Genomic DNA, 12796 nt, shown 5'->3' on the forward strand with positions numbered 1-12796 from the left:
CATAGCGATATAAGAAAGGCTGCCAAAGTATGGGTAGATGATTTATCCCCCCCCTCCAGTTATCAATGGCAAAGTGTGCATGCATTACCCCTCGACTGCTGACTTGGCAGGCGTGGGTGTCAGGTCCGGCATACGGGGTACTTCCCCACCCTATTTCATTTAATACTCACTGTTCAGCCAGTTGCTGTCCTGGACCTGTTCAACATGACCTTCAGGGCGATCTTCCGAATCGAAAATCTGGATAAAGTTAATACGGCTCTCTTCCTGAGCCTTTTGCTGATAGTCACCGTCCATCTTATTCAGTTCAGCAATGGCGGCCGTGGCAGCTCTCGGGTTTCGCATCCGTAAATCACCCTCTGGCGTTTCGATCACTTCACCACAGAACCGCGCGATCTCCCAGAGCTTGGTACGCTTGTCCCGAGCAGTGATATTCAGCTCACGACTGAGCTTACCCTGACGCACCCGAATTTCGGTGGCAATGTCAGCATTTGTTAACAGGCGACAACCCTGAGCTCTGGCAGTCTTGGGACTATAGCCAGCGGCAATGGCAGCTCGGGTCGCGTTCTGGTCAATCAGGTACTCATCAACGAAACGGCGCTGTTTGTCATTCATGGCAATCATCCTTGATGGCATTGAGATCATCATACCATGCAATCCCTGAACTAAAGACTAAACGGCTATAAGTCAGCGGACGTGAGTTGCAAGAATAAAAAAGGGTAGGGCTCTGAACAGTAGTCTAGAATTGCTGTTTCCACTTGTTACTGGAAATGTAGTGGAAAAAGAAATTTAAGTGCTTTTAACGAAGAGAAAATAGGAGATAAGACATTGATTTTACTGGCGCACCCGAGAGGATTCGAACCTCTGACCTCTGCCTCCGGAGGGCAGCGCTCTATCCAGCTGAGCTACGGGTGCACTTCCAGAGCAGCAGACAGCGGCTCCAGCGGTTGCCAATAATACTGATCCGCCCTCGGGCTGTCTATGATTTTTTTGCTGCTGTCTGGTGCCAATATCAAAAGCATCTCAGTCTCCTTTTAATAACCTGCTCCCATCATCTGCATTCCGTGAGCTGGCTCAGCAGGCTGTTCAAGCCCCGGTCGAGTGCTTCACAATGACAAGCCATAGTAATTACCGAAACCCACGATATATAAACCCCTGTTTCAGGGATACCAATTGTTCTATAATCCCATTGCCCAGAATAATTCGGCTACACAGGCGAAAGCTTATCAGTGAGTCTTAAGCTACTTTTTACCAGCTCTGGCAACGCCTAAAATAAGATAGCCATTAATCGCCTTAAGAGGACAAGCGAGTGTCAAGGGGAACTCATATGCGTGCTTTGATTCTGTTAGTCGGGGGACTATTCGCGTCGCTGGTGTTTGCCAAGCCGACTGCTGACCTTGATTCAATTACTCGTGGTGAGATAAGCGAGCGTCTTGCTCCTGTGGGTTTCGTCTGTCTCGCAGGTGAGGAGTGTGCCAGTGCCGCCGGGGTAGCAGTCAGCTCCAGCAGTGGCCCGAGAAGTGGCGATGCAGTTTACAATCAGTTTTGTGTGGCCTGTCATGGCTCTGGCCTGTTAGGTGCTCCCAAAAAGGACGATGCCGCAGCATGGCAAGCCGCAGAGAAGACCGCTGGCGGGTTCAGCAGTCTGCTGTCCAACGCCATTAACGGTATTCGCAGTATGCCTGCCAAAGGTACCTGTATGGATTGTTCTGATGAAGAGATCAGTATTGCGATTGAATACATGAGCGGCCTTAAGCCCTGACCTCTTCCTTCAGGTTTGATGATCAGCCGCTGGCAGCTTTTGCCAGCGGGCTGATAAATCCTTCCGGCTTCACCGCCAGTATTGAGCAGTAGATACTGTTCATGATGTTCTCAGCCGTATTCCCCACCAGAATGCCTTCCTTATGGCGTCCAAGCGTGCCCATCACAATGACATCAACATTCAGCTCATTGGCCAGTTGCTGGATCTCGGTCGCCGGGTTGCCCCTGAGCAGATGAATGGATACGGGCTGCTGGTCGTCATTCTCAGTCACGCCAACTTCCTGCATGACCTCCTGTAATTTGTTGTGGTAGCGCCGCTGGGTTATTTCCTGCAATTCATAGAGCTCTTCATCAGATAGTGTTTTCAGGGAGCGCCGCCCTAAGGGTACATTCCAGACACTGACCAGATGCAACGCGGCCTTTTCCTGACTAGCCAGATAGAGACCGTATTGTAAAAGCGTGCGATTCAGATCATGGGCATCCGAGTCAGGGTCGCCAGCATCCACGGCCACCAGGATTTTGCCATTGAATTGTGGGAGCTGATCCCGGTCGGCCATCATCAAAATGGGCACCGGGCATTTTCTGAGCAAAGCCAGGTCATTGCCGGTTAACTGTTTCCGAGTCAGCGCGCCACTGGCATCCGCCAGTTTGATGACCAGGTCAATATGATGTTCTTGTATCACCTTATAAATGGCTTGCCGGGGTCGGCCGGGAACAATCAATGTCTCTGCTTCGATCCCCTGCTCCCAGGCCATGGTCTTGAGGCGCTCAAGCTCATCCTCAAGTTGCTGCCTGAGGTGGTCTTCCAGTTTTTTTTCCAACGGGACAAATTGCAGATGATTCAGAGTTTCCAGGCTCTGGTCAAACAGGGCAATCAATAAGGTGGCCCGGTTATCCAGAGCCAGCCGAAAGGCCTGCTGTAGCTCCATATCCGAGGTGTGTTGCCGGGTAACGGCCAGAAGAATCGAACGAAAAGCATGCATCAATTTAGTCTCAACCGATCACAACCCTACCCATTATCGCAGGAATTGGTCGCCCTGCCAGATATTCTGCTGATAACTCCGGAATTCTGCCTGGTAACCAATAGGAACGGGCTTGTAGAACAATGTTACTGCTATATAATCTCGCTCCCTATTATTTTCCTTGTATAAGGCTCACGGCACGTTTATGAAACTGATTAAGAGAACGTTCATCGTCGCCGCACTGCTCTGTGCTGCCCAACTCCAGGCCTCAGATGACAAGGCTGAAAAACTGTATTTCTATAACTGGACCGATTACATCGCGGAAGATACCGTCAAGAACTTTTCCGACAAAACTGGCATCGACGTGGTTTATGACGTTTATGACAGTAATGAGGTACTTGAAGGCAAACTGCTCTCCGGACGCAGCGGTTTCGACCTGGTCTCGCCTTCCCACGATTTCTACAAGACCCAGATTCGTGCTGGCGTCTATGAGCCGCTGGATAAGTCCAAACTGCCTAATCTGAAACATCTTGATCCCGTCATTATGAAGGCGATCTCAGACAACTTTGATGAAAACAATACCTACGGTATCCCTTACCTCTGGGGAACCACCGGTATTGGCTATAACAAGGCGGCTGTCGAAAAAGTGCTCGGCAAGGATGCCCCAGTGGATAGCTGGTCTCTGATCCTTGAGCCGGAGAATATGAAGAAGCTGCAAAGCTGTGGTGTTGCGTTTCTTGACGCCGCAAGTGAAGTGCTGCCTTCTGTGATGGCCTACCTCGGTATTCCCGGCGATAGTCTGGATATGGCGGATTACAAACAGGCCGTGGCCAAGATGAAAGAGATTTCTCCTTACATCGCTTACTATCACTCCTCCCGCTCTCTGTCTGACCTGGCCAATGGCGATATCTGTGTGGCCCTGATGTGGTCTGGTGACGCGATGATTGCCAGAGATCGGGCTAAAGAAGCGGGTAACGGCCTGGATATCCGCTATGTTGTTCCCAAGGAAGGTGCAGCCATGTGGTTTGATATGCTGGCCATTCCTAATGATGCGCCTCACAAAGACGCCGCTCACCAGATGCTGGACTATCTGATGGAACCAAAGGTGATTGCTGATGTGACCAACTACGTGACCTATAGCAACCCTAACCCTGCTTCTAAACAGTATGTGGATGCAGACATTGCTAAAGATCCCGGTGTCTTCCCAGACGATGAGACCATGGAGAAGCTCTTTGTTTTCAAAGAACTGCCATCCAAACTGAAGCGTTACATCACCCGCGAGTGGTCCAGAATAAAATCTGGCAACTGATCTTTTGCCAACAGTTATCAGAAGTTTGATCCTTCTGATAACTGTCACTCTGGCTCCATTTATCCAATAACCGCTAAAAAAAACCTCCAACACTGCCCAATACGCCATAATTTATAGATTGAATCATTGTCACCCGGCCATTACATGGACAGTAACATCACCTCTCTCAGTATCCTGATCTTGGAAGACCACCCTTTTCAGCGAGTGGTGGCAGAGCAAACGGTCTCAGGCCTTAATATTGACAGACTGCATACAGCAAAAAGCAGCAAAGAGGCTCTGAAGTTTCTGCAAAACCGGGGTGCCGTTGATATCGTCATCTGTGACCTCGATATGCCGGGTATGGACGGTATCCGGTTTATTCGCCACCTGGCGGAGCAAAAGCTTGCCCGGGGCGTAATTGTGCTCAGCGCCATGGAGGCAGCTTTAGTGCGAATGGTCAGTGATATGGCTCAAGCTCATGGCCTGATGGTGCTGGGCCATATCCCCAAACCAATGTCCCGCCCCCGTCTGAGAGAATTACTGGAATTTTACTGTTCAGAACAGACTGAGAATAATGCCTGCCCCGTCACCTCCAGAGAGCTGATCTTTGATGAAGAAGCTCTTGAGAAAGCCATTGAAGCCAATCAGTTCGTGCTTTACTACCAGCCAAAGGTCTTGCTGAAAAGTGGCCGAATGATCTCTGTTGAAGCACTCACCCGCTGGCATCACCCGGAAGCTGGCGTTATCAGCCCAGTCCACTTTATCCCCATGATGGAGAGCTCTGGCCTGATAACCCCGATGACCACAAAAATGATCGACCTGGCACTGGAGCAGATTCGAGCCTGGCGTGAACAGGGCAGAAACATTGCCGTTGGCATCAACCTTTCTGCAGCCACTCTCACCAATACCGACCTGCCCGATATGCTGATTGGCAAGATGCGGGATTTGAGTATTCCACCAGAACTCCTGACTCTTGAGATTACCGAAAGCAGTCTGATTGAAAATGCGGCGCTTTCCCTGGAAACACTGGCCAGATTCAAACTCCATGGTTTCTCACTCTCTATTGACGACTTCGGTACTGGCTATTCCAGCATGCAGCAGTTAAACCGAATCCCTTTCAGTGAGCTGAAAATTGATCGTTCATTTGTCTCTAATGCCTGTAGTGACAAAAACCATAAAGCGATTGTTGAAGCCAACATCAGCCTGGCCCACAAATTGAATATGCAAACCGTTGCCGAGGGAGTAGAAACACTCGAAGGCTGGCAATTGCTGAATGAGTTAAATTGTGACCAGGCACAAGGCTTCTTCATTGCCAGACCCATGCCCGCCGATGAAATCCCCCAGTGGGAGCGGGAGTGGCTGGCAAGACAGCCGATTACACTACCCAAGCCCTGCATCTGAAAATGCATTGACAACGGTAGTCATGCAATCTGCAACGTTTCTCCTGCCTGAATTATATTCACTTTTCGAAAATGATGTTTCATTGACCTGATTCAATACGTTTGCTGCACCGTTGATGCATGATAAACACCATCAAGAATTTTAAACTTCTGTTTGCATCTCAAGGGTTGAATGACGTCTATGTCGCGTATTCTCAAGCTGTCGCTGATTGCAGCCTCTTTCTTCTTTCTGTGTTTCATTCCCGCTGAATTTATTCCTATTGCCAACATCACCATCGAACAACAACGGGTGCTGGCTATTTTCCTGATGGCGACATTGCTCTGGGTCTCTGAGGCCGTGCCAGCCTATGCGACGTCACTACTTATTCTGGGCTTGCTGGCCACCATGGTGTCCAATACCAGCCCGTACTTTCTCCGGGAAGCATTGAATCCGGAGGCCATGCTCAGCTACAAAGAAATTCTCAGCAGTCTGGCAGCCCCGGTTATTGTTCTGTTCCTTGGCGGTTTCTTCATTGCCATTGCCGCCACGAAGTACAAACTGGACATCAACCTGGCCAGAGTGTTGTTAAAACCCATTGGCAGTGATTACAAGAAAGTGATGCTCAGTCTGATGGGCATTACCGCCTTCTTCTCCATGTTTATGAGTAATACCGCAACAACAGCAATGATGCTTACCTTGCTGACACCACTACTGGCAAACGTTGATACCACGGATAATGCCGTCAAGGGTGTTATGCTTGCTGTGCCCATAGCCGCCAATATCGGCGGCATTGGAACCCCCATCGGCACGCCACCGAACGCCATTGCTTTTCGCTATTTAACCGGCGAGCATGCCATCACCTTTGGCGAGTGGATGCTGTTTGCCATCCCCATGGCCGTGGTATTAATTATGATTGCCTGGGTATTGTTGCGTAAGTTGTACCCGGGAAACATCAAAGAGCTTGCCGTTAAAATCGAATGCACCTTTGAACAATCGCCAAAAGCCTACCTTGTTTATGCAACAACTGCCGCGACGGTACTGCTGTGGACCACCTCCAGCATTCATGGCGTAAACTCGTACACTGTCGCCTTACTGCCGGTCATCGTTTTCTCCCTTTCCGGCATTATCGATACCGACGACATCAAAAATATTAACTGGGACGTACTCTGGCTGATTGCCGGTGGTATTGCCCTGGGCTATGCCCTGGAAAAAAGCGGCCTGGCACGCTCTATTGTTCACACCATTCCCTTCGACACCATGGGAACCTTTGTGGTGTTATTTCTGATGGCTGTGGTCTCAATGGTGATGGCAACATTTATGTCCAATACCGCCACAGCGAACCTGCTGATGCCAATTGCAGTTTCAGTCGCTACGGTTCTGAGCGGGCTGGAAAATTATGGCGGTATCAGCCTTATGGTTATCTCGGTTGCGCTCTGTGCATCCATGGGAATGTCACTGCCTATCAGCACTCCGCCCAACGCTTTGGCCCATGCCACCGGTATGGTTGCCAGCAGAGACTTTATCAAGGCCGGTAAGTTCATCAGCACCATCGGTGTCCTGATTATCTTTGCAGTGATTACCCTGCTGGGTGTGTTGGGTTACTTCTGATCAGACTCCCGCTATTTGGCAACCCCGATCTCGGGAGTTGCCATCGCTTTCAACGTCAAAAATAAAACGCATCGCTGACATTACCCCTTAAAAGAAGCCCATCCAGGTCATCAGCATCAATACCGAAAAGATCAATAAAACCCCCAGCGGACTTAAAATCTGAGCGGTTTTGATAAAGTCCCTGGTATCGACCAACCCTGTAGCGTGCGCCAGTGCATTGGGCGGTGTGCTGATTGGCAGGCCCATCCCCAGGGAAGATGCCAGGGCAACCGCCGTACCAATCACAACCAGTCCTCCCTGCTCTTCAATACTGACCACAGAATTGGACATGGAGATGGCAATGGGCATTAACAGGTTTGCAGTGGCCGTGTGGGACATAAATGTCGCCATAATCATACAGAGCACGCTGATGCCCAGAATGATGGTCACCGCATCGAACTGTTCAAATGGCACCATACTGACCAGCAACCCGGCAAGACCAGACGAGGCAAGCGCAGTACCAATGGCAATACCACCGGCAAGCAGCCAGAGCACATCCCAGCTGATATGCTTCAGATCATGCTTATCAACAATGCCACACAGGCTGAATACAGCCACCGGAATAATGGCGACGGCACAGGCATTAATGCCGTGGACATCGGAGAACACCCACAGCAGGATGGTCAACACAATAGTGATATAAACAATGTACGGCTTCAGCCCTCTTTCAAAACGGCCATCAATCCGGACATCCAGATCGCCACCATTGGAGGGGTACATCTTTTGCAGTAACCACCAACTGAAAGCAATCATAACGACAGTAATCGGTACGGCAAACAGCATCCAGCCACCAAACGACAACGCATGCTCACCAACAAAATAACGGAAAGCGATGGCATTGGGCGGAGTTCCAATCGGAGTCCCCATACCACCCAGGTTGGCGGCAATAGGAATACTCAATACCATTGCCCGACATCCGGGATCTTCACTGTCCATTCGAGCCAACAATGGCGTCATAATAGTCAGCATCAACACACTGGTCGCTGTATTGCTCATGAACATGGAGAAGATGGCCGTGATGATCATCACACCAAGCATCACAATTTCATACTTCTGGCCAAAAGGCTTTAACAGCACACGGGCCAGATTGATATCTACCTTGTACTTGGCACAGGCCAGAGCAATAAAGAACCCGCCCAGAAAAAGGACAATGATGGGTGATGCCAGACTATTGAAAATAGTTACATAGTTCAGCATGTCTTCACCAAGACCATCCCTGAGCGGAAAAGGTGCGCTGTTTGAAGCGGTCAATACCAGCAGCATAATAATCAGAAGAGATGTTGCAAAGGCTGGCACGGCATCACTGACCCACATCAGGGTTGCCAGAATAAAAATGGCCAACACCCGCTGCTGCAAAATTGACAAGACACCTTCGGGAAACACCATTTCCGGAAAGCCGAACAGCCCCAGGAAGATGATTGCTATTGGCACAACCTTTTTAAGCGGAGTCATTTACAACATACCGTACATAGTTAAAATGGATCAGCGTACTCTAAAGGCTGGAACGCTGAAGCTAATCAACAGAAAGCAGGCATAATCATTTTTAAATAATTAACGGTTAAGACAGTTAAATTGTTCAGTGCAAAATTGTGCCTATCAATACGTGAAGCCAGAACACAGACTTGTTAATGAATAATTTTGCATAAGATAAGGTTAAACACCATTAATCAGATCATATAGACAACATTTTCTTAAAGCTTAAAAATAGTGAAAAAATATACAATATAAAAGTACCAAGCCTTATTCATTGAAATTAATTAACTAAAAAAAGTGAACTTTATCATTAATTATTAATCAATTACTGAGTATTTTATATATATCAAAGAGTGATAATAAATATATTATGAATCCATTGAATACAAGCAGCCCCACTTACAAACCAGATCCGGTTTCACTTAATCAGGAAGAAGATGGAACACAAGCAAGAGCCACAGTCAATACCAGTCCTATTGTGGAATCCGAAAAAAAAGCTTTGCATGATTATGATGTCAGAAAAAGCGACAGCAGCAAAAATATTGAACACTCACAGCTCAGAGACCCAGACTCAAGCAAGGAAATAAATAAAGTGTTCAGACAGTTAGCCGCACAAGGAGAGTTCGGTGCTTTAATTGCGCACATGAAAAAGAACTCTGATGTTATTGATATCAATGGAACCAGCTCTAATGGGAATACAGCCCTTCATTGGGCATCACAAGGAAACCACAGGGCTGTGGTTAAAGAACTGCTATCACAGCCTGAAATTAATATCACCGCAGTTAACCTTGCAGGTAAAACTCCGGCTCAAATTACTACTGACCAGAATTTAGCAGCTATTTTTTATGCTGCTTCTCATCTATCATCATCCATCGCCCATGAATCAGTATTACTGGATGATATAACAGGAGAAATTTATCCGGACCTGATGGCTCCTGCTGGGATCCATCAATCAATATGGAGCATACGTTCTGAAAAGCTCAGCCTGCATACGATGCAGCAACGTTTCAAAATCTCCGAAGACTTCTTTACCATACTCAAAGAATTACACCCACATGTTCCAGAAAAGGGCCAAATAGTAGAGCTAGCATGCGGTGCAAGCCACAGTGCGGTGAGGTATCATCAACTATACGGACAAGATGTTCACTTTTTTGGCATAGATGACAGCCCGAAAAACATCCAGGAGTCTGAGTATTATGCCGAACGACTGAAGAGTCATGGACTGGACTTGCAATTCCATGTCGGTAGCCCCTCTGATCCTGACCATGCCTGGCCTAAGGCCGTGGACCTATGTGTTCTGCGTAACTCATTGATGGCAGATACATCCCGATTACAGAAAATTATTAACACCGCAGCTGACCAATGTAACCAGTTATTAATAACAAGTTTCAACAACTCATCTTTGGAAAAAATAATTGCTCTTGCAAACAATCAATTTACTGTGGAGAAGAAAATTCACAAAGATGGTCATGTCCCATGGCCAGAATTAGGTGCATTTGATTCAAGCGCAGCGCTACTTAAGCGAAGATAGAATTTTTCTGTTGCATTTTTTAACCATGATAAAATAAAACCCCCGACAGCCAAGCTATCGGGGGTTTATATTTTGTGCCTGAAGATGACCTACTCTCACATGGGGAGACCCCACACTACCATCGGCGATGCATCATTTCACTGCTGAGTTCGGGATGGGATCAGGTGGTTCTAATGCTCTATGGTCTTCAGACTAAACTGCTATCTTCGAGCTTTATGCTCAGAGATTATAGAATTTGGTGCCTGGCGATGACCTACTCTCACATGGGGAGACCCCACACTACCATCGGCGATCGGTCATTTCACTGCTGAGTTCGGGATGGGATCAGGTGGTTCTAACCTTCTATGGTCGCCAGGCTAATTAGATACTAGAGACTAGAAACCAGTCTCTAGATGGAATCCTTTAATTAAGCTGCTTTCTTGCTTCACACTCTATGCGTATGGCTCCAACTGACAACTGGCCACTGACCACTGTCAACTGATTCGCAAATCGCTTTGGCGTTATATGGTCAAGCCGCACGAGTCATTAGTATTGGTTAGCTCAATGCCTCACAGCACTTACACACCCAACCTATCAACGTCATAGTCTTTAACGGCTCTTCAGGACTCTCTAGGAGTCAGGGAAGTCTCATCTTGAAGGGGGCTTCCCGCTTAGATGCTTTCAGCGGTTATCCCGTCCGAACATAGCTACCGGGCAATGCGTCTGGCGACACAACCCGAACACCAGTGGTCCGTCCACTCCGGTCCTCTCGTACTAGGAGCAGCTCTTCTCAAACTTCCAACGTCCACGGCAGATAGGGACCGAACTGTCTCACGACGTTCTAAACCCAGCTCGCGTACCACTTTAAATGGCGAACAGCCATACCCTTGGGACCGGCTTCAGCCCCAGGATGTGATGAGCCGACATCGAGGTGCCAAACACCGCCGTCGATGTGAACTCTTGGGCGGTATCAGCCTGTTATCCCCGGAGTACCTTTTATCCGTTGAGCGATGGCCCTTCCATGCAGAACCACCGGATCACTAAGACCTGCTTTCGCACCTGCTCGAGATGTACCTCTCGCAGTCAAGCGTGCTTGTGCCTTTACACTAACCGTACGATGTCCGACCGTACTTAGCACACCTTCGTGCTCCTCCGTTACTCTTTGGGAGGAGACCGCCCCAGTCAAACTACCCACCACACAATGTCCCCGATCCCGTTTCGGGACCCGGGTTAGAACCTCAATATTGCCAGGGTGGTATTTCAAGGATGGCTCCACGATGACTGGCGTCACCGCTTCAAAGCCTCCCACCTATCCTACACAAGCAACATCAAGATCCACTGTGAAGCTGTAGTAAAGGTTCACGGGGTCTTTCCGTCTAGCCGCGGATACGCTGCATCTTAACAGCGATTTCAATTTCACTGAGTCTCGGGTGGAGACAGCGTGGCCATCGTTACGCCATTCGTGCAGGTCGGAACTTACCCGACAAGGAATTTCGCTACCTTAGGACCGTTATAGTTACGGCCGCCGTTTACCGGGGCTTCGATCAAGAGCTTCTCCGAAGATAACCCCATCAATTAACCTTCCGGCACCGGGCAGGCGTCACACCGTATACGTCCACTTTCGTGTTTGCACAGTGCTGTGTTTTTAATAAACAGTCGCAGCCACCTGGTATCTTCGACCAGCCTCAGCTTACGGAGCAAGTCCGATCACCAAAGCCGGCGCACCTTCTCCCGAAGTTACGGTGCCATTTTGCCTAGTTCCTTCACCCGAGTTCTCTCAAGCGCCTTGGTATTCTCTACCTGACCACCTGTGTCGGTTTGGGGTACGGTCCCTTCTGACCTGAAGCTTAGAAGTTTTTCCTGGAAGCATGGCATCAATCACTTCAGTTCCGTAGAACCTCGTCATCAATTCTCGGCCTTGAGGATCCGGATTTGCCTGGATCCCCGGCCTACGATCTTAAACGCAGACAACCAACGCTGCGCTGACCTAGCCTTCTCCGTCACTCCATCGCAGTCAGAAGGGGTACAGGAATATTGACCTGTTTCCCATCGATTACGTCTTTCGACCTCACCTTAGGGGCCGACTCACCCTGCGCCGATTAGCGTTGCGCAGGAACCCTTGGTCTTCCGGCGGGGGAGCTTCTCACTCCCCTTGTCGTTACTCATGTCAGCATTCGCACTTCTGATACGTCCAGCATGCTTCTCAACACACCTTCAACCGCTTACAGAACGCTCCTCTACCGCACGTAATAAATTACGTACCCGTAGCTTCGGTGAACAGTTTGAGCCCCGTTAAATCTTCCGCGCGAGCCGACTCGACCAGTGAGCTATTACGCTTTCTTTAAAGGGTGGCTGCTTCTAAGCCAACCTCCTGGCTGTCTGGGCCTTCTCACATCGTTTCCCACTTAACTGTTACTTTGGGACCTTAGCTGACGGTCTGGGTTGTTTCCCTTTCCACGACGGACGTTAGCACCCGCCGTGTGTCTCCCGTGATTGCACTCATCGGTATTCGGAGTTTGCATGGGGTTGGTAAGTCGGGATGACCCCCTAGCCCAAACAGTGCTCTACCCCCGATGGTGAGACACGAGGCGCTACCTAAATAGCTTTCGAGGAGAACCAGCTATCTCCGGGCTTGATTAGCCTTTCACTCCTATCCACAGGTCATCCGCTAGCTTTTCAACGATAGTCGGTTCGGTCCTCCAGTTGATGTTACTCAACCTTCAACCTGCCCATGGATAGATCGCCCGGTTTCGGGTCTACTCCCAGCGACTCGACGCC

Annotated in this window: 8 protein-coding genes, 1 tRNA gene and 3 rRNA genes (1 of these 12 only partly in view); 5 read left to right on the plus strand and 7 right to left on the minus strand. The window is 49.0% G+C overall.

Going from position 1 to position 12796, the window contains the following annotated elements; translation table 11 throughout:
- Positions 1-159 precede the first annotated feature (159 nt).
- Positions 160-612, minus strand: coding sequence for a terminase small subunit (locus tag ACO6UX_RS09565; RefSeq protein ID WP_422447045.1), 453 nt, complete (start codon positions 610-612; stop codon positions 160-162).
- A 223-nt stretch (positions 613-835) separates the two neighbouring features.
- Positions 836-912 (minus strand) — tRNA-Arg (locus ACO6UX_RS09570).
- A gap of 412 nt (positions 913-1324) precedes the next feature.
- Between ACO6UX_RS09570 and ACO6UX_RS09575 the strand changes: the two genes are divergently transcribed.
- Complete coding sequence (locus ACO6UX_RS09575) at positions 1325-1759, plus strand: c-type cytochrome (protein ID WP_422447047.1); 435 nt, start codon at positions 1325-1327, stop codon at positions 1757-1759.
- Between the two features lie 22 nt (positions 1760-1781).
- Here the strand turns inward: ACO6UX_RS09575 and ACO6UX_RS09580 are convergent, their stop codons facing one another.
- Positions 1782-2741, minus strand: a complete 960-nt coding sequence (locus ACO6UX_RS09580; RefSeq protein ID WP_422447049.1) for a universal stress protein — start codon at positions 2739-2741, stop codon at positions 1782-1784.
- A 184-nt stretch (positions 2742-2925) separates the two neighbouring features.
- Here ACO6UX_RS09580 and ACO6UX_RS09585 point away from each other — a divergent pair, with 184 nt between their 5' ends.
- The 3 genes from ACO6UX_RS09585 (at position 2926) to ACO6UX_RS09595 (ending at position 6996) form a co-directional block, all read left to right on the plus strand.
- Positions 2926-4029 carry a polyamine ABC transporter substrate-binding protein gene (locus tag ACO6UX_RS09585; RefSeq protein ID WP_422447051.1) on the plus strand — a complete coding sequence of 368 codons (1104 nt, stop codon included), beginning with the start codon at positions 2926-2928 and terminating at the stop codon, positions 4027-4029.
- 144 nt (positions 4030-4173) lie between these two features.
- Entirely contained in the window at positions 4174-5409 is a 1236-nt protein-coding gene (locus ACO6UX_RS09590) for a GGDEF/EAL domain-containing response regulator (protein WP_422447053.1), read from the plus strand.
- Between the two features lie 171 nt (positions 5410-5580).
- A complete protein-coding gene (locus ACO6UX_RS09595) occupies positions 5581-6996 on the plus strand; it encodes an SLC13 family permease (RefSeq protein ID WP_422447055.1) in 1416 nt (471 codons plus the stop codon).
- Between the two features lie 87 nt (positions 6997-7083).
- Here ACO6UX_RS09595 and ACO6UX_RS09600 read toward each other — a convergent pair whose 3' ends face one another.
- Complete coding sequence (locus tag ACO6UX_RS09600) at positions 7084-8487, minus strand: SLC13 family permease (RefSeq protein ID WP_422447057.1); 1404 nt, start codon at positions 8485-8487, stop codon at positions 7084-7086.
- A 391-nt stretch (positions 8488-8878) separates the two neighbouring features.
- Between ACO6UX_RS09600 and ACO6UX_RS09605 the strand changes: the two genes are divergently transcribed.
- The gene (locus ACO6UX_RS09605) at positions 8879-10039 is read left to right on the plus strand and encodes a methyltransferase domain-containing protein (protein WP_422447059.1); all 1161 of its coding nucleotides are present in this window, start codon (positions 8879-8881) and stop codon (positions 10037-10039) included.
- A gap of 76 nt (positions 10040-10115) precedes the next feature.
- Here the strand turns inward: ACO6UX_RS09605 and rrf (ACO6UX_RS09610) are convergent.
- From rrf (ACO6UX_RS09610) to ACO6UX_RS09620, 3 genes are all read right to left on the minus strand, one after another.
- Positions 10116-10231 (minus strand): 5S ribosomal RNA (rrf, locus tag ACO6UX_RS09610).
- Between the two features lie 48 nt (positions 10232-10279).
- Positions 10280-10395 (minus strand): 5S ribosomal RNA (rrf, locus tag ACO6UX_RS09615).
- A 148-nt stretch (positions 10396-10543) separates the two neighbouring features.
- Positions 10544-12796: ribosomal RNA gene (locus tag ACO6UX_RS09620) — 23S ribosomal RNA — on the minus strand; it runs 637 nt beyond the window's last position.

Origin of the sequence: Endozoicomonas sp. ALB091, assembly GCF_049310265.1 — a bacterium.
Lineage (GTDB): Bacteria > Pseudomonadota > Gammaproteobacteria > Pseudomonadales > Endozoicomonadaceae > Endozoicomonas.